This is a genomic window from Salinigranum salinum, assembly GCF_009176545.1.
In the GTDB taxonomy this organism is placed as follows: Archaea; Halobacteriota; Halobacteria; order Halobacteriales; family Haloferacaceae; genus Salinigranum; species Salinigranum salinum.
The window spans coordinates 240,552-260,830 of sequence record NZ_VTOJ01000001.1; the positions used below are offsets into that span (position 1 = coordinate 240,552).

A 20,279-nucleotide genomic window follows, 5' to 3' on the forward strand; every position below is an offset into this window, starting at 1 on the left:
AATTCGGCGCCGATACGATTATACGGCGAAGGAATCGTTCCGTGACCTCGCGAACAGAGTCACGTTCGAGGGATTCCGATGTCGTCCCCATCGAAGGGGACGTTCGACGATGTGTGGACGTCGGCGGGGGACGCTCGATTCTCGAGAGCGAATGACCGAATTCCGTTTGAAAAAAGCTCCTACCCATCGAGGTCAATCCCTCTCCGAAACAGCTTGGCGGGACCGATCTCGTCCTGATCGTGACTATGGACCGCCTCGGATCACTTTTCATGAGTACCGGTCATAATCCGCCTCGGATTGTCTCGGTAGCCGAGTCCGGAGAACGTCGACGATGGCCTGTCCGGAGAAGTCACATGAAGCCGACTTCGTGTTCCCACATCGTCCTCCTCGACCGCTGTCAGTCGAGTCCGAGGCTCAGTTTCAGTGCGTCGTCCACCTGAGCCATCGTTCGTGTGTCGAGACTCCCGACGACCGAGTGAATCCGCTTCTCGATGGAGACGACCTGAATCTGGTCCAGACGAACCGACGAGTCCTTCTCGAACGGCGAGTCGTCTGCTTCGACCAGCACCTCGAACGGGTAGTCTCGGTGCGTGCCAGTTGCGGGTGCGACGATGGTCGTACTCGAATTCGCGTTCCCGACGTCGTTCTGGACGACGACCGCAGGCCGGGTCTTCTCATCGAAAAACGGGAGTCCGAACCCGGAGACGGTTCAGAGCCGCTCGGCCACGGGGAAACGTTTATATTAGTATCTGCTAATATTAGCACCTACTGAAATGAGACACGAAATCGCTCCCCGAAATCAGGACGACAGTGTCCGCTCCGAGAGGGAGTGCTGTACCGCTGTGCACTCCCTGACCGAGTCGGAACTCGCCTCGGACGTGCAGGTTCTCTCGGCCCTCGGCAACGACACGCGGTACGAGGCGCTCAGACTGATCGCCGACACGGAAGGGGACGTCTGCGTCTGTGAACTCGAACCCGCACTCGGTGTCAGCCAGAGCGCCATCAGTCAGGCGCTCTCGCGGCTCTACGCCGCTGGACTCGTCTCCCGACGCAAAGAGGGACGGTGGCGATACTACGCGGCGACGCCGCGAGCGACCACCCTCCTGAACACGCTCGACGAGACGCGGGGTGACGCGGATGAGTGAACAGACCACGTCGGACTCGACCACGGATGGACTCCCACCCGACGAACAGCGCCGGGCCGTCAGACGGCGGTACGCGCGAATCGCGAGTGAATCGTCGAACTGTTGTGGCGCGCCGGATATCACGCCGGATCGCTCCACGACCACTGGACCGTCGGGCTGCTGTGACGGCTCGGACGCCGGCTCGGACGAGAGTCTGTCTCGCCAGCTCGGCTACTCCGAAGCGGAGGAAGCCGCCGTCGCGGACGGAGCGAACCTGGGGCTCGGGTGCGGAAATCCCAACGCGATCGCTGCCTTGCGTCCGGGAGAAACCGTTCTCGACCTGGGTTCGGGGGCCGGGTTCGACTGTTTCCTCGCTGCCCAGGCGGTCGAAGCGTCCGGACACGTCATCGGGGTCGACATGACACCGGAGATGATCGAGACGGCCCGAGACAACGTCGACGAGAACGACGCGACGAACGTGGAGTTCCGGCTCGGTGAGATCGAACACCTCCCGGTCGCCGACGAGACGATCGACGTCGTCATCTCGAACTGCGTGGTCAACCTCTCCCCGGACAAACAGCAGGTGTTCCACGAGGCGTACCGTGCGCTCCGCCCTGGGGGCCGACTCGCGATCTCGGACGTGGTGCTGACCGCCGAACTCCCGGACGAGGTCCACGCCGACCCCGACTCGGTTGCCTCCTGTGTCGCAGGCGCCTCCCCGATCCCGGAGGTGGAGCGAATGCTCTCGAACGCCGGCTTCGAGCGGATCCGAATCGACTCCGACGAGGAGAGCGCGGCGTTCATCAGCGACTGGGACGCGGACCGAGACGTGAGCGAGTACGTCGTTTCGGCGACCATCGAGGCCGTCAAACCGGCCCGCACCTAGATGGGCTTCGGAGAACCAGCTCGGCGGCTCCGGCAGTGACGGACGAGATGTCTCTACACGCCGGTTCGGGTCACCCTTGCAGCGTCGACGTGGTCGGCGCGACGTGAGTCCCCTCGAACGGTACGGCTCCGACTTCGGCTCGCGCTCGTGACCGCGGTGTGTCTCGTACTCCGGACGGACTCGGGTCGCGGGGCTCGCGGCCGCCGAATCACCACGGCCGCTTTCGACATCGGCGTCCCGGTCAGTCCCGTCTGTCGAGTTCGTCGAGTCGCTTCCTCACGGCGTCACTCCGCGGTTCGCCGGTCGCTGGCACGGGTCTGCGGGGGACGGTCCGTTCTCGTCGCTGATTTTCCCACCCAAACGACTATTTTCCTCGCCGTCTCGTCCCCGGTATGTTCGCTTCGGTGCCCGACCTCCTCCGACTGGTGGTCATCCCCGTCCTGGGGTGGGCGGCCCTCTCGGACGTTCGGACGCGACGGGTCCCCAACCGCCTGTGGCCCCCACTGGCGGGACTCGGCGTCGTCCTGCTGGTCTGGGACCTCCTCGGTCACGTCCCGCCCGCGACGCTCGACGACCGTCTCTTCCTCGTCCAGGTGGGCGTCAGTCTCGTCTTCGTCGTTCCCTTCTCGTACCTCTTCTGGCGGCTCGGTGGGTTCGGCGGCGCCGACGCGAAGGCGCTCATGACGCTCGCCCTCCTGCTCCCGACGTACCCGACGTACTTCCTCTCGACGGCCGCCCTCCCGCTCGTCGAGGCACCGCTCGGCGTCTTCTCCTTCACGATCCTCACGAACACGGTGGTCGTCGCCGTCGGCTACCCGCTCGTTCTCGGTGTCAGAAACCTCCTCGCCGGCGACGTCGCCTCCGTCATGCTCTTCGGCCGTCGCGTCGACGTCGCCGCGCTCCCGCAGGCTCACGGTCGGCTGTTCGAGACACCCGACGGCTACACCCGCGGCGGGCTCGACATCGACGCGCTCCGGATGTACCTCCGGTGGCGCGGTAGCTCACTCGAGGCGCTCCGCGACTCTCCCCACCGACTCCGCGATCCGGCGACCGTCGGCGAGACGTTCGATCCGACCGACGGCCGTGTCACGGTGGCGACCGACGGTGGTGTCGCCCCGACTCCCGGGGCCGAGGCCGGAACCGTCGACCGACCCGAGTCGACTGTCTCCGTCCCCGCCGAGAGCCACGAGTCGCTCGACGATCCCTGGGCGGCCGAACGGTTCCTCCGGAGCATCGAGGGCACTGCCTACGGGACGACGCCCGAGACGTTGCGCGAGGGGCTCGAACTCGTCTCGACGCGCGATCGCGTGTGGATCTCGCCCGGGATCCCGTTCCTCGTTCCGATGTTCGTCGGCCTCGTCGTGGCGTTCGGCTACGGCGACCTGCTGTTCGGTCTGCTCGCGGCGTTCGGTCTCGGCTGACGCGACTGTTCCGTGGCGAACGGACGGCACAGCTCGTCTCCCTCGTCGGATCGTGGGTTCGCTCGGCGGATGGTGTGCCGTCGCGTCGCGACCTGCCCGCCGTCAGCGGTCAGTACACGAGTGCCCGGTGGCCTCCGCTTCCTTCTTGAACCCTGGGGTCCGACCGGGCATCGCTCTACTCGCGGTCGCGGTTCGGGAACGGACTCGGCGTCTTCCGGCGTGCGCTCCGTTCGTTCGCTCCCGTGAATTCGCTCGCGGGGTTCGGCCTGCGAACCGGCGGACACACAAGACATATCGGACGTTCGCCCGTCACCCCGGGTATGAGCGACGCAGACGCCGCCGCCGGGGACGTGTCCGCCGTCGAGGACGATGCCGTCGGAGTCGACCTCGATTTCGGTGACGACGGCCTCGTTCCGGCGGTCGCCCAGGACGCCGAGACGGGCGAGGTGTTGATGCTCGCGTACGCGACGCGTGACGCGCTCGTCCGCACCCGGGAGACGGGCCGCGCACACTACTACTCGCGCAGTCGCGAGCAACTGTGGGAGAAAGGGGCGACGAGCGGTCACACCCAGGCCGTCGAGGAGATCCGCGTCGACTGTGACGGCGACGCCGTCCTCTACCTCGTCGATCAGTCCGGCGGGGCGTGTCACACGGGCTACCGCTCGTGTTTCTACCGGACGCTCGACGGCGACGTGGTCGGCGACCGTGTCTTCGACCCCGACGACGTCTACTGATGTCGGGGTCCGTGTCGGACTCCGGATCTTCCTCGCCCGTATCGGCCGACGACCTCGCCGCCGCGCGCGAGCGGCTCCGACAGGCCGAGGAAGCCGTCGACGCCTACGGCGAGGACGACGCACGGGCCGTCGCCGACGCCTACGACGCGGCGACCGATCTCCTCTCGGAGTACGAGGAGTCCGCGACCGGCACCGGCTCCGACCAGTTCCGGGCGTACGTCGAGTTCCAGGAACGCTTCGTGAGCCTCGTCGAGGATCTCCCCGACGAGCTGCCGACCCGCGAGGCGTTCGAGGAGGCGAACGAACTGCTCGACCGCCGCCGTCTCTCGGAGCGACACTTCGAGCAGGCCCGGGAGGTGCTCGCGCCCGCCCGCGACGCCGTCGAAACGCTCGACGAACGCGAGGCCGCCCGCGAGCACCTGCGCGAGACCCGTCGGGTGGTCAGACGTCGCCTCTCGACGCTGGCCGACGAGATCGAGGCGTGCGAGCGACTCGTCGACCTCGGCGAGGCCGACCTCGACGCCCCGACCGACGAACTCCGCGATCCGATCGAGGCGTACAACGACGCCGTCGGCGACGCGTTCGAACGCTGCCGTCGCGAGACCAGCGTCCGCGACCTGCTCGACCTCGTGGCCACCACCGAGTCGTACCCGCTGGTCGAGTTCACTCCGCCGCCCGCGCCGTTGCGCGACTACTTCGCCGCGGAACCCGTCGGCACGGAGTCCCTCGGGACCGTCCTCGACTACGCCGGCTACTCGCGCTCGAAGCTCGACCACTACGTCGACGACCCCGACCGCTTCCGCCGCGAGGTGGCGACGCGCGAGACGTACCTCTCCCGCCTCGACGCGACCCCGCTCACGATCGACTGGCCGCCGCCGGTCGCCGGCCACCTCCGGCGGCGCGCCGGGGAACTCGTCGCCGTCGTCGCTCGGTTCGCCGACGAGTCGGTCGTCGCTCGCGCCCGCGAGGTTCGGAACCTCACCTTCCGCGACGACTACGAGCGCCTCAGACGGGCGGCGGTCGCCCGCGCGGAGCTCACCGACACCGAACGCGAGCGCCTCGCCTCGGGAGCGGTCGAGCGTGAACTCGCCGCCCGCCGTGAGGAACGCGACCGCCTGCAGACGGCGCTCGACGCCGAACCGCCCGAGGAGTGAGCGGATGTCGCTCACGCCCGTGACGGGATTCGCCACGCTCGTCGGCGTCGCCGCGATACTGGCCGGGGTCGCGTGGCTCCGTGCACCGGAGGCGGTTCACGACCTCCAGGTGTCGTATCTCGGCAGCAGCAGACGGGACGCCTCGACGGTCCGGCGGGGATCGATCCCGCGCGGGATCGCGTTCCTCGTGCTCGGCGTGCTCTGCCTGACGTTCGTGGTCGTCTCCGTCTGACGTCGTGATCGACTCTCGTGACGTTCGTGGTCGTCTCCACGAGACGACCACCGGCCCGACCGACACCGACGACGGTTACCTCCCGCTCGGCGGTTCAGGCGTCGTCGCGGCCGTCGGTCAGCGCCGCCTCCACCTCGGCGGCCAGTGCCTCCGCCCGGTCGGGGTCGTCCGCCTCGGCGTAGATCCGGACGACGGGCTCGGTCCCAGAGGGACGGACGAGCACCCACGCGTCGCCGTAGTCCAGCCGGTAGCCGTCGATGGTGTTCGGCTCGACGTCCGCCGTCTCGGCGTAGCTCTCGGCGGCGTCCAGCATCGCCGTGAGTTCGTTCTCGGCGCCGTATCGGAGGTTCACCCGTGCGGTGTGGTAGTCCGAGTAGGGCGCGACGACTTCGCTGGCGGGTCGGTCGGCGACGAGTTCGAGGAACTTCGCGCCCGTATACGCGCCGTCGCGAACGAGCCGGTAGTCGGGGAAGAAGACCCCGCCGTTGCCCTCGCCGGCCACCGGGACGGTCGCCCCCCGTGCCTGCAGTGCGCGGATGTGCGTGATGATGTTCGTCGATCCGATCGGCGTGAGTTCGAGCTCCGCGCCGACGTCGGCGACGGCGTCGACGACCCGCTGGGAGACGTTGACGGCGGAGACGAACGTGTCGCCGGGCGAGAGGTGCGCGGCCGCGAGCGCCGCCAGCGACGACTCCCCGTCGACGAACTCGCCGCGCTCGTCGACGAAGACGGCGCGGTCGGCGTCGCCGTCGTGGGCGATCCCCACGTCGGCGTCCGACGCGCGCACGAGCCGAGAGAGGCTGGTGAGGTGGCTCCCGACGGGTTCGGGCTGACGGCCGGGGAAGTGGCCGTCGGGCGTCGCGTTCACCGTGACGACGTCGCAGCCGAGGCGACGGAAGAGTTCGGGACTGGTGAGCGCTCCGGCGCCGTGACCCGGATCGAGCGCGACCGTCAGCTCCGCGTCGGCGATGGCCTCGCGATCGACCGACGCGAGCACCGCGTCGACGTAGGCCCGGTTCGCCGAGTCGACCTCTCTGACCGAGCCGACGCCGTCCCACGGCTGCAGGGCGAACTCCTCGCGTAGCACGTGCGACTCGACCCGTTCGAGCACGTCGACCGTGAGTTCGACGCCGTCGTCGCCGACCAGTTTGACCCCGTTGTACTCCGGTGGGTTGTGTGAGGCGGTGATGTGGACCGCCGGCACCGACTCCACCTCGCAGTAGCGGACCACGGCGGGCGTCGGCACGACGCCGAGGCGGTCGACGTCGGTCCCCGCGCTCGCCAGCCCCGAGGCCGCGGCGTTCTCGAACATCTCACCCGAGGTTCGCGTGTCACGCGAGACGACCGCTCGCTCGCTACTCCAGACGGTCCCAGCGGCCTGTGCCACCCGCAGGACGAACGAGGGGGTCAGCTCCTCGGCGACCACTCCCCGTGTCCCGCTGGACCCGAAGATCTTCATTCGGGTACCCATCTGGAGGCCTGCCCCAAAGCCGTTCCGAACGGTCTGGCTCGTCGCGGCCCCGCTGCACACCGCGCGGCGGCGGGGGGACATCCCCGACGAGGCGTCTCCCCGACACGGGGTGGCCGGCCCAGCCCACGATGCCGTGTCGGTGCGTTTACCACGGACCCCCGCTTTCGACACCGCATGTTCCCCGAGTTCGAGGTCGTCCCCGCGGTCGACATGCAGGACGGCGAGGTCGTCCAGCTCGTCCAGGGCGAGCGTGGGACCGAGACCAGCTACGGCGACCCGGTCGAAGCCGCACGCCGGTGGGTCGACGCCGGCGCACGAACGCTCCACCTGGTCGACCTCGACGGCGCCTTCGAGGGCGAGCGCAAGAACGCCGCGGCGGTCGAGGCGATCGTCGAGGCGGTCGACGTCCCGGTCCAGCTGGGCGGGGGCATCCGCACCGCCGCTGACGCGCGAACCCTCCTCGATGGCGGCGTCGACCGTGTCATCCTCGGGACCGCCGCGGTGAACGATCCCGAGATCGTCGCCACGATCTCCGAGACGCACCCCGACTCCGTCCTGGTCTCGCTCGACGCGAAGGGGGGCGAAGTGGTCATCGAGGGATGGACCGAGGGCACCGGCATCGACCCCGCCGACGCCGCTGGCCGCTACGCCGACCTCGGTGCCGCCGGCATCCTCTTCACGGACGTCGACGTCGAGGGACAGCTGACGGGCGTCAATACGACGACCGTCGAACGGGTCGTCGACGCGGTCTCGATCCCCGTGATCGCCAGCGGCGGCGTCGCGACGCTCGACGACGTCCGCGCGCTCCGCGACGCGGGCGCGGCGGCGGTCGTCGTCGGGACGGCGCTGTACGAGGGACGGTTCACCCTCGACGAGGCGACGACTGCGGTCGAGTAGGAGACGAAGGGTCCGTTTCGACTCGAACCACGCGCCGCTCGCGTCGTCTCGCCAGTCTGTCACCCGTCGGCCGTTCGTCCGACGCGCGTCGTGCGTCCGGCGTTCTCGGCGCTCACGTGTGTCTCTTTGCAGCGTGGTTCGACTCGAACCGAAGGGGTTCGACGGTCGAACCGTGCCGGCCTCTCGACGGCCATCCGAACCCGTGTTTCGACGTCGTCGCGGTCCATCCCGATGGACCCCACTCCGTTCGTCCCGACGAGTGGCGTCGCGATCCGGTTCGCTCTGCCGTCGCCCCACGCCCGGGCGCGGACGAACCTTCTTTATTCGTGCCCCGCCTCGGCGCAGGTATGACCCGCACCGCCGCCGTCTCCCGCGAGACGGCAGAGACGACGATCGACCTCACGCTCGACGTCGACGGCGACGGCGACGCCGCAGTCGACACGGGCGTCGGCTTCTTCGACCACATGCTCGAGGCGTTCGCCAAACACGGTCTCTTCGACCTCACCGTCGACTGCGACGGCGATCTCCACGTCGACGACCACCACACGGTCGAAGATGTCGCCATCGTCCTCGGTGAGGCTTTCGGTGAAGCGCTCGGCGACAAGCGTGGCATCCGCCGGTTCGCCGACCGGACGGTGCCGCTCGACGAGGCCGTCGCGAGCGTGGTGGTGGACGTCTCCGGTCGCCCCCACTTCGAGTTCGACGGCGGCTTCTCACAGGCGTCGATCGGCGAGTTCACGAGCGACATGGCGCGACACTTCGCGCTCTCGCTAGCGATGAACGCCGGGCTCACCCTCCACGTCTCCGTCGAGGGAGAGAACGCCCACCACGAGGTCGAGGCGCTCTTCAAGGCGCTCGCTCGGACGATGGACGATGCCACCCGGCTGGACGAGCGACGGTCGGACACGCCCAGCACGAAGGGCGACCTCTGAGCGTCAGTTCGTCTTCGGCTCCGAGTCGTCCGCTGCGAGGTTCCCCGTCTCGGCTCCAGCCGCGGTCCCGGCGTCGTCCGTGTGACCGTCGGCCCCGTCCCCGTCGTCCGACGCGTCCGGGTCCAGGCCGAGTGCCGTGTCGAAGGGGCCGAGGGCTACCCCCGTCTCGTCGGTCTCGCCGTCGGTGTCGGACTCGATGCCGTCCGTGACGCTGTCGCCGATGCTCGCTCTCTCGACCGACTCCGGCGGCTCCGGTGCCGTGTACGTGTACAGGAACTCGTCGTTCACGACGAGGTACTGCGAGCCGTCGGGCGACTCGACGACGCCGCTGTCCGTGTCGATGGCGAAGTCGACCAGGTCACCGAGCGACGCGGCCTCGGCGCGTGGCCGGTCGAACACCTCCTGCGGGACGCTGAACTCGGTGATCCACTCGTCGAACGCCGATCGGTCCTCACGGTAGGCGAGCCACTCCCGCTCGGCGGCCGTGAGTGTGAGACGCTCTTGCGACCGACCCACGGAGAGTGCCACGACTCCGACGACCGAGACGAACACGAGCACTGGCCCGCCGACGCTCCGGAGGGGTCCGTACTCCCGCGGGACGGTGACCGGCTGCGTGATCTCGGTCCTGTGTGTGGGTTCCGCGACGGATCCGACCCGGTAGCTGTCGGTCTCGAGCGTGAGCGACAGGGTGTGCGAACGGCTGTCGACGACCCGTTCGCCGCTGACCGTCCCGGTCACGTTGACCGACGCCTGGACGATCGTCCGGACCGTCCCCGTCGACGTTCCGAGCTGGTCGGCGATCCGGTCCCGTCGTTCTTCGACCGCAGTCACGTTGACCGAGAACGGCACCGTCGCGCTCTCGCCCGGTCCGAGGGTGGCCGTCCGCGTCTCGCCGAGCGAGCGGCTCGTCTCCCACAGGACGTCGCCACCCTCTTCGGCCGTCCCTCCTTCCGACCCGCGCGTGACGAGCGCGAGGTCGATCTCCGCCGTCAACTCCCCCCCGCCGCCGGTGACCGTCCGGTAGCCGAACACGTACCGTCCGTCGAGAACGGGCGCGAGCCGTGCGAAGTAGACCGAGCGGTCCGCCAGTTCGCTCCCGACGGGGAACACCGGGTTCTCCTCGACGACCGTCGCGGAGTGGTCGAATCCCCCGGTGGTCTCCCAGGTGCTGACGACTCGCTCTTCGGTGGTCGTCCCCGGCTCGACGTGCGCCGTGTACGTGGCGAAGCCGCCGATGAGCCCGAGCACGACGAGGGCGACGGCGACGACCACGAACTGTTGCTGGAGGAGCGCGCGGAGACGGAGATTCCAGAGTGACACTCGTGAATGACCCTTGTCATCTGCTGGTATATGTATGTTCTCTCCCGATTTCGTCGACTGAGAGTCGGCTCTCGGGGGCTCAGGGCGACCAGCGGCGGAGCGTGTTGCGAACCGTCGAGCCGGCTTTCCGGTCCCGGGACCGCCGTCGGATCCGTCCCCGTCCCAGCAGTCCGATCCCGAGGAGGTAGAAGGGGACGCCGATCAGGAGGTCGATGACGACGATCGGTGCCCAGGGATGGGTCGCGTGCAGGGTGTCGATGGTGGCGGGTGGGAGGAGCGCGAGGTAGCGGTGTTCGACGACGAACCGGCGGTAGTAGCCCGTCCGTGGCGGGGCAGAGAGTGTCACGGACGCGTTCCGTATCTCGCCGCGTTCGACGCGCAGGCGGTCGGGTTCGACCGCGACGCCCTCGCTGGCGGGCTCGACGTAGACGTACACCGGGACGAAGCCGCCGTTGCCGACGGCGTACGGGATCGTGTTCGACTCGCCCATCGGGATCACCGTGGGGCGCTCGGACTCGAACTCGGCGCTGACGACGCCGTACTCCTGCTGGCCGGCAGGGCCGACCATCGCGGCGGTCGCACCCCCGACGAGGAGGAGGGTGAGCGCGAGCGTGACGAGTCGCGGGTCGAGGCCCGAGTCGCGGCCGCGCCTGCCGTCTCGCGTCCGCTCCTTCCCGTTTTTCGAGAGGAACTCGCCGACGACGTAGTACAGCAGGGTGGCGCCGAAGAGGAGGTACGCGATTCCTTGCGTGCCCAGCAACGATCGCGTGCCCAGCAGCGCGGCGAGGGTGCGCTGTGCCCATTCGAGCCCGCCCTGGACCCCCTCGACGGCGGTCCCGAGCCCCGGAACGACGAACACCTCGCCGCCGGGTTGCCACGCGACGGCGACGATCTGTGCGTCCTTGACTGGTGGTTCGTCGCTGTCTTGGTCGGTGAAGGGATTCGCGTCGCCTCTGGTGACGTATCCCCGCTCTGTCTCGCCGACGACCCGGTGGGTTGTGAGGCCACCACCCTGGATCTCTTCGGCGCGGAAGGTGACGACGTCGCCCGCTTCGGGTGGTCCCGTGAGCTGTGCCGGGATGGCCACGAAGCCGTCGCCCGGTTCCAGGGTGGGCGACATGCTGCCGGTCTCGACGAACGCGAGGAGGACGGGCTGGCCGAGCACCTGGCCGACGACGAGCGAGAGTACGACTACGACGGCGAGGAGTTCGGCGACGCGGACGAGCGTTCGACGGGCCGACATTCAGACAGCTGAGTGAACTGTTCGTTCGGTCGGACAAAAACGCTCCGATGACCGGTGCTCCCCGTCCGATCGCGCTACTCGTCGTAGAACACGACGTCCAGTTCGGGGACGTCCGCGAAGTCACGGTCGCGGGTGACGAGCGTGTAGCCGTGTTCGCGGGCGGGCGACGCGACCAGCGTGTCACGAGCGGAGAGGGGTACCCCGTCGGCGTGGAGCAGACCGTCGAGATTGCCTGCGGCGATCACTCCCTCCAATCCGAGGTCGAGGACGTCGAGGGACCGGAGGAAGCCGGCGGCCCGATCGAACCGGTCGTCGCCGACGCGAGCCGTCCCGCGGAGCACCTCGAACGCACAGATCGCGGGGACGGCGAACCGTTCGTCAGACCGCTCACGCATCCACCCTTTCGCTGCCTTGTGGTGACCCTGCTCGGGGTCGAGGAAGTCCACGAGAAAGGAGCTATCTAAACAGTTCATCGTGCGTGTCGTCGAGGTCGTCGGCGAGTTCCTCGCGGGCCTCTTCTACCCTGGTGCCGAGGCCCGGACACGACCCGGCGAACGCCATCGGGTCGGCCTGTTCCGTGAGACGGGTAACGAGTTCGCTGAAGCTCTCGCCCTCGCGTTTGAGCGCCGCGAGACGGTCGTACGCGTCCTCGGTGATGGTGATGTTCTTCGAGGCCATCGCGGAGTATACTTACACGTACACGTACTTGTAGATGCTGTTCGAGCGTCCGGTCACCCCCACGTCTCGGTCGGGACGCCCAACGCCCGGAAGGCTTCGACGTCGTTCGTGACGACGGTCGCGTCGAGTTCGACCGCCGCGCCGGCGACGATGGCGTCCCCTGCGAGCGAGTTGATCCGATCCCGGTTCGTGCTCTCGTCGCGGTGCAGTCGCGATTCGATCTCCGCGATCTCCCACGCGATCCCCGTCGTTATCGGGACGATCTCGACCCACTCGAACTGTCTCTAGATCTCGATGGGATCGAACGCGTCGACGAGCTTCCGGCCCACGGCGATCTCCTTGAGGTTGATCGTCGTGGTGAGATACTCGGTTCCCTCGGGCTGTGCTTCGAGATACGACTTCACCGACTCGCGGCCGCCCCAGTGGTGGATCAGGAACGTCGTGTCGAGGAGTTTACGAGACATCGGCGCTCGTGTCCTCGGGGTCTTCGACACCGGCGAACGCGTCGATCGCCCGACGTTGTCGGTCGTCGAGGCCGTGACCTGCCGACTGGCGGGCCCGTGCCGCGACCCGTTCGAGTTCGGCCGCTTCCGCTTCGGACAGCGTCCCGAACGTCTCCCGCCAGTCGGAGGTGGTCTCGTCGATCAGCCGGTCGACGAGGTCGGTGAAGCTCTCGTCCTCGCGCTTGCGAGCCTTGAGCCGTTCGTAAACGTCCTCCCGGAGCCCGATAGTTTTGATCCCCATGTTTTGTGTTTGTGCACAGAAAAGTTATAACAGAGGTCGGGTTGTGCCTGCGACCCTCTTACTCTCAACCGTTCGTGAACTGTCTCGTTTCGGGGAGTCACCCATACTCTGGCATGACGTGGTGAAGCGGTCGTCGGGTTCTAAGGTCGGAGACAAACTCCGACCTTGACGAACGCGAGGAGGACGGGTTGGCCGAGAAACTGACCGATGAGAAGTGCGAGAATGACTACGACGGCAAGGAGTTCAAGACCGTGGACAAGTATCTGTTTAGCCGACAGTTAGACAGCCTGATTGACTGTTCGTGTAATTGAATAAAAATACTCTGGTAGTGAGAATGATACTCTGCTCAGAGTTTCGTGATTCGACTACGGGCCCTTACCAGCGTCGACGTAATCTTGCGAGTACGCGAGGACGACGATTTTGCCAGTCACGTCAAGATCAGACGGGTTTTCAGGCGTGTCGAAGATGTACCAATCGGGACTGAGAGACTCTCCGACACCGAGAACGTGGTCGTACGCAGAGGGGTCAAGCGATGGACGATTCGTTGAATTGGTGGAGGACGCACGGTATGCGCTCGGAAGTGCCTTCGGACCGTTGATATCTTCGGTGGAGATGTCATCGTCGAACCATCCGTTCTGATTGAAGCCATCATTAGCGAGCTGATTGTACATCCCGTCCGAACCAGCTTCCGAGGCTTCTTCTGCCGGACCGTTCCCGTTCTGGAATGCGTAGCTTTGGCTTCCCTCGTCGATGAAAATTCCAACGGGTCTGTCTCCCTGATTCACGATCGTGAAGACATCCGTTATTTCGACGTCCGCGTTCCCATTGAGATTCTCGAGTTCGAGGGTCAGCAGACCATCGCTATTGTACGTTGCGTAATCACTGTCAGGTTTGAGACGCAGCTGAGCAGTTGAATCGCCAGACGCTTCTATACTAACCGATCTAGTCGCACTCGTTCGACTAAACGCACCAGTGCCTGTCATCGCCGCCCCGCCGGCAGCGAGCGATCCGAGCGCCGCGAGATACTTGCGTCGTTGCATGGTCTTGGATAACCTCTGTACGCACCGCCGACCACCCACCGCGTGGGCCGTCCGACCGTGCTCACTCGTCCCCTGGTGCCATACCCACATGGTTATTCACTGACCTGTCATATCGACATCGGACCACTGTCTGGTGAAACGGACGGTGAGTCGGGGCGAAATCGGTCCGAGGTCGTCACGCAATGACCTCCGAGTCGGAGCGAAACGATGCCGTAGCCCAGTGTTAACGACCGATTTAACGGCCGTTCTGACCGGTCGTTCTACCCGTCTGAACACATCGGCCGAAACTACTATATGGTTCATTGATACAGTAGTAATCGCTGCGTGGCCGGTGAGATATCAGTCAACTGGGAGGAATACGTGAGCACGGGAACAGGCGTCGGCGCTTCCGCCGACGCTACGGTCGACGAGGATTCAGCCGGAGACGATGCAGGAGTTGTGGATGAACAGGACACGACGACCACTTCCAGGCCGACCGCGAACGACGTGACGGACGGGGACGTGTTCGAGGTGCTGAGCAACCAGCGGCGGCGCTACGCGCTCCACTACCTGATGCAGTCCCCGGACGAGCCCGTGGAGATGGGCGACCTCTCGACGCAGGTCGCGGCGTGGGAGATCGGCGCCGATCCGGAGGAGGTGACGTACGACCAGCGCAAGTCCGTCCACACGTCGCTGTACCAGTACCACGCGCCGAAGCTCGACGAGACGGGGCTGGTCGAGTACGACTCCCGGCGCGGGGTCGTCGAGCTCACCGACGAGGGCTCGGAGATCGACCTCTACCTCGAGGCCGTCCGAGGGAAAGAGATGCCGTGGGCCTCGTACTTCGCGATCCTCTCGACGTTCGCGGCGGCGCTCACGAGCGCCGCGTGGCTCGACGTGCCGCCGATCGGGGGATTCACGGAGTACACCGTCGCCGGGGTCACCACGGGAGCGTTTCTCGTCTCGTCGCTCGTCTTCGTCTACGACAGCCGGACGGCGATGCGGCTCGGCTCGGACGGCGCTCCGCCCGAGGTGACACGGGAGTGAATCGCCGCCGCCTCGTCCTCGCCGCGCTCGCGCTGGTCGCCCTGGCGTCCGTGACGGGCGTGAGCAGCGTGACGTCCACGACTGCCGACCGCGACGTCACGGTCGCCGTCGCCGACGACGAGGAGGCGTACCTCGGGATCGAGTTCGGTCCAGGCGACAACGGGACGCGACCGCTCACCGTCTCCGACCGCGCGACGACCGACGGCCTCCGGGTGACGGTCGACGGAACGACCCGGTGGGCGAGTCCCGGCGATCCGGCGGTGTTCACGGTCGACTGTGGCTCCCGGGTCGAGATCACTGCCGACAGCCAGGAGGTTCGGATCAGGGTCGTTCGGGCGGTGAAAGACTGTTCGTCGACGCTCACCGACGACGGGGACGAAGAGAGTGATGGCGACGAGGATGACGATGACACCACCGACGGCGATAGCGACGAGAACGACGATGACGACACAACCGACGGTGATGGCGACGAGAACGACGATGACACAACCGACGGCGATGGCGACGAGAACGACGGTGACACAACCGACGGTGATGGCGGCGAGAACGACGACGTAGGGTAATCGGAACCCCGGCGCGAGACGGTCGATTTCGACCCCGAGACGGTGTTCCTGCAGTCGTGCTCGCCGCCGCCCCTCTTTCGTGCACAACCAACGACTATACGCCCCGACGTCGTACACCAGTGCAGGGCGATGTTCGACGAGATCATGCGGAAGTTCGAGGGGAGCCCGAGCCAGCAGGCGGTCATCCGCCTCCTGCTCGAACGCGGCTTCTCGGTCAACGACGACGGCCGGGTCGTCTCCGGCGGGATCGAGATCCCGAACACGGGCATCGCCCGCGAGATCGGCGTCGACCGCCGCGTCGTCGACTCCACCACCGACGCCATCCTCGCGGACCCCGAGCTCAGACAGATCTTCCAGAACATCTCCTCGATCCCGAGCCTGATGGACCTCGCACCCGTCCTCGACCTCACCGTCCTCACGATCGAGGTCGACGACGCCGACGCGCCGGGGATCGTCGCACGCGTCACGACGCTCATCGCCGATCGCGACATCTCCATCCGACAGACGGTCAGCGAGGATCCCGAGTTCACGGACGACCCGAAACTCTACCTCGTCACCGACGGCGACCTCCCGGGCGACCTCCTCACGGAGCTGTCGGCGCTCGACTTCGTCCGGCGCGTGAGCATCGCCTGATTCGACGGGTCGGGCGGTTCGACGACGCGCCACGCCCGGACAAGGCATTTACCCGACGCGGCTGGACACGCGCACATGCCCGCCCGCCCCGTGCTCGCCCTCTTCGTCGTCGGCCTCTTGCTCCTCCCCGGGCCGGTCTACGCCGGGGTCGTCGACTCCCTCGACCGCGACAGGATCGCCACCGGCTACGGCGCCGAACGGGTCGACCTCGACGACCCCGAGACGAGAGAGCGGCTCGTCGAACGCTTCGACGACGACGTGACCGTCACCATCGCCCACGTCGCCGAACCGTACGCGGCCGACGAGTTCCGGGCGCAGAATCGGACTGTCAGGGTGCTCCGGCGTGCCTACCGGGGGAACGGCTCCGTCCGCGTCACCGACGAGGCGGTCCGGGCCGACGTCACGAGTCTCGCGCACAACGCCAGCTTCCTCCGACCTGACTTCGACCACGAACCCCGACGACTCGTGGTCGATCGCCGCGACGACGCGCTCCTGGTCGAGACCCGCGCGGCGAACGCCTCGGAACGGTTCGCGGCGGTCCGCGAGGCGGCCGTCGTCCGCGACGACGCGCTTTCGCCGGCCGAGCGAGCCACCGTCGAGAAGGTGTTGAAGGCCAGCCTCGGCGAGGACCGCGGCTACTACCGCCCCTACCGGGACGAACCGCACCCCTTCCCCGCGGTGGTCGAGCGGGACGGCGACTACTCCCTCGTCCGTCCGGTCGTCACCGTCGACGACGTCGGGCCCGACGGCTTCCTCGTCGGGCTGGTCGGGTCGGGCGTCGGCCTCGTCTGTCTCCTCGGCGCCGTCGCGGCGGCGTTCGTCGAGCGCGTCGGGAACGGGTGACACGGCTCGATCGAACCCTTTTCGTCCGACGCGCACGACGACGGCGTATGACCGAGGGGACGTACCGCACCGTCGCGGGGCGTGGCCAGGCCGCGTTCGAGATCCGGGGTTCGGAGTTCGTCGGCTACGTCGCCCCCGCCGAGACGGTCGAAGAGGCCGAGTCGTTCGTCGACGCGGTCGAGGCCGAACACGCCGACGCGACCCACAACGTCCCCGCCTACCGCGTCCCCGCGGACCCCTCGAAGGTGGACGTCCTCCTCCGCGAGTGGTGTTCGGACGACGGCGAACCGACCGGCTCGTCGGGCAAACCGGCGCTGAACGTGCTCGTCCAGCGTGACCTCCGCAACGTCGTCGCGGTCGTCACCCGGTACTACGGCGGCACCAACCTGGGCGTGGGTGGACTCGCCCGGGCGTACTCGCGGGCGGTGAAGGAGGCGGTCGACGACGCCGGAGTCGTCGAGGAACGGCCACACGAGCGGTTCGAAGCGGTCGTCGACTACGACGACTCCGGCACCGTCCGGGGAGTCCTCGAATCCGCCGGCGCGGAGTTCGACGCCGACTACGGCGAACGGGCCTCGTTCTCGGTTCGAGTTCCGATCGACGACGCCGCTGGACTCAGGGACCGCCTCCGGAGCGCGACGAGCGGGCGCGTCGACCTCTCCTGACGGGCCGAGTCTGTCGTGACACCTCGGGCTGATCCGCCCCGAAACCTCGGACCGACTCCGCCGTGGTGTGGCGGGTCGGCCGCACGAGTTCGACTCCCGTCCGCCGGAACGTTCTTGCCCCGGTCACGTGAGTCCGCGTCCATGCGCCTCACGGCCGCGGACTACCACGACCTCACGCGGGTGTCGTCGCCGGCGGTCTCGCCCGACGGATCGACGGTCGCCTACGTCGTCCACCGCCCGACCGACGACGAGACGACCGACGCGAGCGTCTCCGTCGTCCCCACCGCGGGTGGCGATCCACGGCGGTTCACCACCGCCGACGGCGTCGACGCCGAGCCGACGTTCTCACCCGACGGAGCGTGGCTCGCCTTCACCAGCACCCGCGGCGACGACGACCGCACACAGCTCTGGGTGGTCCCCACCGACGGCGGCGAAGCGCGACCCGTCACGGACGTCCCCGGCGGCGTCACGGATGTCGAGTGGTCGCCCGACGGCGAACGGATCGCCTTCGTCGGCGAGACCACGGCGGCCGAGCGCGACGCCGGGACGGACTGCCACGCGAGCGACGACGAACGCGAGACGCCCGACCCGCGCGTCGTCGACCGACTGGTCTACCGGCGCGGGACGGAGTACCTCGACGGCACGCGACGGCACGTCTACGTCGCCGACGTGTGCGACGTGCTCGCCGGCGACCCGTCGACCGCGCCACCGACCGACGCCGTCACCCGGGTGACCGACGGCGACGTCGACTACGCGTCGCCGACCTGGGGCGACGACGACACGCTCTCGTACGCCGTCTCCCGTCGCCGCGACGGGGGTGACCCCGACGACGCGATCGAGTACGAGGTGGTCGCCCACGACCTCGCGGCCGGGGAGACGCGCCACGTCGCGTGGTCGGAGGCGTGGGATCCGGCGCTCGCGGCGACCGCCGACGGCCGCGTCGCGTACCTCCGCACGCCGACTGACGACGGCCCGCCCGTCCAGACCGACGTCGAGGTCGTCGTGCCCGACGCGGACGACCCCATCGTCCCGACCGCGGGACTCGACCGGACCGTCCTCGCCGAGCGTGGGCTCTGCTGGGGGCCCGACGAGGAGGCGCTCTACGCCGTCACGCCCGACGAGGGAGCGTTCGTCGTCAGGCGGTTCTCGGTCGACGCTGGCGAGGTCGGTGTCGACGATGCCGACGGGTCGACGGACGGGCACGACGTGGTGGTCGACGCCGGCGAGGTCGACGGCCTCGCGGTCGGCCCTGGCGTCGTCGCGGTCACGAAGAGCACGGCCGACCATCCGGGAGACGTGTTCGTCGTCGACGAGGGCGGGGAGCGTCGCCTCACCGAGGTCAACGCCGCGTTGCTCGCCGGCCGCGACGTGGCGACCCCCGAGGAGGTGTGGTTCGACTCCCCGGCGGGACCGGTGCAGGGGTGGCTCATGCTCCCGCCCGGGGCGGGTGACGCCGCTGGGGACGGGAACGGAAACGAGGACGAGGACGGAGGAGCCGACTCGGACGACCCGCCCTCGTACCCGCTGGTCGTCGAGATCCACGGTGGTCCGCACGCGATGTGGACCACGGCGGGGACGATGTGGCACGAGTTCCGGACGCTCGCCGCCCGCGGCTACGCGGTGTTCTGGTGCAACCCCCGTGGATCGATCGGCTACGGCGAGGCGTTCGCGACAGCGAACGTGCGCGACTGGGGCGCGGTGACCGCCCGGGACGTCCTCGCCGGCGTCGACGCGGTGTGTGAACGCGACGCCGTCGACGACTCCCAGGTGTTTCTCACCGGCGGGAGCTTCGGCGGCTTCATGACCGCCTGGCTCGTCGGCCACGACGATCGTTTCCGGGCCGCCGTCGCTCAGCGCGGCGTCTACGACCTCACCTCCTTCTACGGCTCGTCGGACGCGTTCAAACTCGTCGAGTGGGACTTCGAGACGACGCCGTGGGCCGACGCCGGATTCCTCTGGGAGCAGTCGCCCGCTTCCGTCGCCCACGAGGTGACGACGCCGACGCTCGTCGTCCACGCCGAGCGGGACTTCCGCGTCCCCGTCAACAACGCCGAACTCCTCTACCTCCTCCTGAAGAAGAACGGCGTCGACACCCGGCTCGTGCGCTACCCGCGGGAAGGGCACGAACTCTCGCGGTCTGGCGAACCCGGCCACATCGTCGACCGTCTCGAACGCATCGCCCGCTGGTTCGACGGCTACTCCGCCCACCACGACGCGGCCCGCGCGCTCGACCGCGGCGACGGCGGGCTGTCGGGGACGGCTTCCGACGCCTCGACCGGCCGTGACTCGGCGGACGACGGCCGCTGACACACGACGCGTGGGTGGACGGCGTCGAGTCGGCGGTCGGATCGGACCGGGAGTTGGGCTCTCGCCGTCGGTCTCAGTCGACGATGATCTCGGAGCCTTCCCCGCCCCGCCGCGACGGCTGCATCTCGCGTTCGTACCGATCGATCCACTCGGCGAAACAGTCGGGACAGAGCCGGTGGCTGTGGACCGTCGACCGGTCGACCGTCACCTCTACCGTGCGTGCGAGCGCGTCCGCGACGCTCGTTCGACAGTCGTCGCACGGCTCTCCCGCCGTGCCGCCGTCGGGGATCGGACGGTCTCCGGTCGTGTCGAACACGTCGTACATACGTTCCGATTCACCGCAGACGTCTTAGGTATGGTGCCGGT

At 68.0% G+C, this 20,279-nt stretch carries 24 protein-coding genes and 1 pseudogene; 14 read left to right on the forward strand and 11 right to left on the reverse strand.

Going from position 1 to position 20,279, the window contains the following annotated elements:
- Positions 1–397 precede the first annotated feature (397 nt).
- Positions 398–676 (reverse strand): annotated as a pseudogene (locus tag FZP69_RS01090) (type II toxin-antitoxin system PemK/MazF family toxin); the annotation flags it as partial.
- 166 nt (positions 677–842) lie between these two features.
- Between FZP69_RS01090 and FZP69_RS01095 the strand changes: the two are divergent.
- The 6 genes from FZP69_RS01095 to FZP69_RS01120 all read left to right on the forward strand — a co-directional run bounded on the left by FZP69_RS01095 (position 843) and on the right by FZP69_RS01120 (position 5,551).
- Entirely contained in the window at positions 843–1,145 is a 303-nt protein-coding gene (locus FZP69_RS01095; RefSeq protein ID WP_240137413.1) for an ArsR/SmtB family transcription factor, read from the forward strand.
- On the forward strand, positions 1,138–2,010 hold the full coding sequence (arsM, locus tag FZP69_RS01100) for an arsenite methyltransferase (protein ID WP_152039555.1): 873 nt from the start codon (positions 1,138–1,140) through the stop codon (positions 2,008–2,010). Before FZP69_RS01095 ends, arsM begins: the two co-directional genes overlap by 8 nt.
- Before the next feature lie 392 nt (positions 2,011–2,402).
- The gene (locus tag FZP69_RS01105) at positions 2,403–3,431 is read left to right on the forward strand and encodes an A24 family peptidase (protein WP_152039556.1); all 1,029 of its coding nucleotides are present in this window, start codon (positions 2,403–2,405) and stop codon (positions 3,429–3,431) included.
- Positions 3,432–3,751: 320 nt separating this feature from the next.
- Entirely contained in the window at positions 3,752–4,165 is a 414-nt protein-coding gene (gene hisI, locus FZP69_RS01110; RefSeq protein ID WP_152039557.1) for a phosphoribosyl-AMP cyclohydrolase, read from the forward strand.
- Entirely contained in the window at positions 4,165–5,319 is a 1,155-nt protein-coding gene (locus FZP69_RS01115; protein ID WP_152039558.1) for a DUF7118 family protein, read from the forward strand. Before hisI ends, FZP69_RS01115 begins: the two co-directional genes overlap by 1 nt.
- Positions 5,320–5,323: 4 nt before the next feature.
- Positions 5,324–5,551 carry a hypothetical protein gene (locus FZP69_RS01120; protein ID WP_152039559.1) on the forward strand — a complete coding sequence of 76 codons (228 nt, stop codon included), beginning with the start codon at positions 5,324–5,326 and terminating at the stop codon, positions 5,549–5,551.
- A 94-nt stretch (positions 5,552–5,645) separates the two neighbouring features.
- On the opposite strand, the gene glmM is transcribed toward FZP69_RS01120, so the two are convergent.
- Positions 5,646–7,010 (reverse strand): phosphoglucosamine mutase, encoded by a 1,365-nt coding sequence (gene glmM, locus FZP69_RS01125; RefSeq protein ID WP_152039560.1) that lies wholly within the window; start codon positions 7,008–7,010, stop codon positions 5,646–5,648.
- A 186-nt stretch (positions 7,011–7,196) separates the two neighbouring features.
- Between glmM and hisA the strand changes: the two genes are divergently transcribed.
- Positions 7,197–7,919, forward strand: a complete 723-nt coding sequence (gene hisA, locus FZP69_RS01130) for a 1-(5-phosphoribosyl)-5-[(5-phosphoribosylamino)methylideneamino]imidazole-4-carboxamide isomerase (protein ID WP_152039561.1) — start codon at positions 7,197–7,199, stop codon at positions 7,917–7,919.
- Positions 7,920–8,266: 347 nt separating this feature from the next.
- On the forward strand, positions 8,267–8,851 hold the full coding sequence (gene hisB / locus FZP69_RS01135) for an imidazoleglycerol-phosphate dehydratase HisB (RefSeq protein ID WP_152039562.1): 585 nt from the start codon (positions 8,267–8,269) through the stop codon (positions 8,849–8,851).
- A gap of 3 nt (positions 8,852–8,854) precedes the next feature.
- Here the strand turns inward: hisB and FZP69_RS01140 are convergent, their stop codons facing one another.
- The 8 genes from FZP69_RS01140 to FZP69_RS01170 all read right to left on the reverse strand — a co-directional run bounded on the left by FZP69_RS01140 (position 8,855) and on the right by FZP69_RS01170 (position 13,876).
- The gene (locus FZP69_RS01140; RefSeq protein WP_152039563.1) at positions 8,855–10,171 is read right to left on the reverse strand and encodes a DUF5305 domain-containing protein; all 1,317 of its coding nucleotides are present in this window, start codon (positions 10,169–10,171) and stop codon (positions 8,855–8,857) included.
- 79 nt (positions 10,172–10,250) lie between these two features.
- On the reverse strand, positions 10,251–11,414 hold the full coding sequence (locus tag FZP69_RS01145) for a S26 family signal peptidase (RefSeq protein WP_152039564.1): 1,164 nt from the start codon (positions 11,412–11,414) through the stop codon (positions 10,251–10,253).
- A gap of 74 nt (positions 11,415–11,488) precedes the next feature.
- A complete protein-coding gene (locus FZP69_RS01150) occupies positions 11,489–11,887 on the reverse strand; it encodes a PIN domain-containing protein (RefSeq protein ID WP_152039565.1) in 399 nt (132 codons plus the stop codon).
- Entirely contained in the window at positions 11,871–12,092 is a 222-nt protein-coding gene (locus tag FZP69_RS01155) for an antitoxin VapB family protein (RefSeq protein WP_152039566.1), read from the reverse strand. Before FZP69_RS01155 ends, FZP69_RS01150 begins: the two co-directional genes overlap by 17 nt.
- A gap of 53 nt (positions 12,093–12,145) precedes the next feature.
- On the reverse strand, positions 12,146–12,355 hold the full coding sequence (locus FZP69_RS23350) for a type II toxin-antitoxin system VapC family toxin (protein WP_394350151.1): 210 nt from the start codon (positions 12,353–12,355) through the stop codon (positions 12,146–12,148).
- Between the two features lie 21 nt (positions 12,356–12,376).
- The gene (locus FZP69_RS22850) at positions 12,377–12,556 is read right to left on the reverse strand and encodes a hypothetical protein (protein WP_204959879.1); all 180 of its coding nucleotides are present in this window, start codon (positions 12,554–12,556) and stop codon (positions 12,377–12,379) included.
- Positions 12,546–12,836: an antitoxin VapB family protein gene (locus FZP69_RS01165; protein ID WP_152039567.1), complete on the reverse strand. Its 291-nt coding sequence runs from the start codon at positions 12,834–12,836 to the stop codon at positions 12,546–12,548. Before FZP69_RS01165 ends, FZP69_RS22850 begins: the two co-directional genes overlap by 11 nt.
- A 365-nt stretch (positions 12,837–13,201) precedes the next feature.
- Positions 13,202–13,876: a hypothetical protein gene (locus tag FZP69_RS01170; RefSeq protein WP_152039568.1), complete on the reverse strand. Its 675-nt coding sequence runs from the start codon at positions 13,874–13,876 to the stop codon at positions 13,202–13,204.
- 438 nt (positions 13,877–14,314) lie between these two features.
- Between FZP69_RS01170 and FZP69_RS01175 the strand changes: the two genes are divergently transcribed.
- The 6 genes from FZP69_RS01175 to FZP69_RS01200 all read left to right on the forward strand — a co-directional run bounded on the left by FZP69_RS01175 (position 14,315) and on the right by FZP69_RS01200 (position 19,913).
- Positions 14,315–14,902 carry a DUF7344 domain-containing protein gene (locus FZP69_RS01175; protein ID WP_152039569.1) on the forward strand — a complete coding sequence of 196 codons (588 nt, stop codon included), beginning with the start codon at positions 14,315–14,317 and terminating at the stop codon, positions 14,900–14,902.
- Entirely contained in the window at positions 14,899–15,465 is a 567-nt protein-coding gene (locus FZP69_RS22245) for a hypothetical protein (RefSeq protein ID WP_192918414.1), read from the forward strand. The genes FZP69_RS01175 and FZP69_RS22245 overlap by 4 nt, the downstream gene beginning before the upstream one ends.
- A gap of 129 nt (positions 15,466–15,594) precedes the next feature.
- On the forward strand, positions 15,595–16,098 hold the full coding sequence (locus FZP69_RS01185; RefSeq protein WP_152039570.1) for an amino acid-binding protein: 504 nt from the start codon (positions 15,595–15,597) through the stop codon (positions 16,096–16,098).
- A 75-nt stretch (positions 16,099–16,173) separates the two neighbouring features.
- On the forward strand, positions 16,174–16,941 hold the full coding sequence (locus FZP69_RS01190) for a hypothetical protein (protein WP_152039571.1): 768 nt from the start codon (positions 16,174–16,176) through the stop codon (positions 16,939–16,941).
- Positions 16,942–16,988: 47 nt separating this feature from the next.
- A complete protein-coding gene (locus tag FZP69_RS01195; RefSeq protein ID WP_152039572.1) occupies positions 16,989–17,606 on the forward strand; it encodes an IMPACT family protein in 618 nt (205 codons plus the stop codon).
- Between the two features lie 141 nt (positions 17,607–17,747).
- Positions 17,748–19,913, forward strand: coding sequence for a S9 family peptidase (locus FZP69_RS01200; RefSeq protein ID WP_152039573.1), 2,166 nt, complete (start codon positions 17,748–17,750; stop codon positions 19,911–19,913).
- A 73-nt stretch (positions 19,914–19,986) separates the two neighbouring features.
- Here FZP69_RS01200 and FZP69_RS01205 read toward each other — a convergent pair whose 3' ends face one another.
- The gene (locus FZP69_RS01205) at positions 19,987–20,238 is read right to left on the reverse strand and encodes a DUF7569 family protein (protein WP_394350141.1); all 252 of its coding nucleotides are present in this window, start codon (positions 20,236–20,238) and stop codon (positions 19,987–19,989) included.
- Positions 20,239–20,279: the final 41 nt, after the last annotated feature.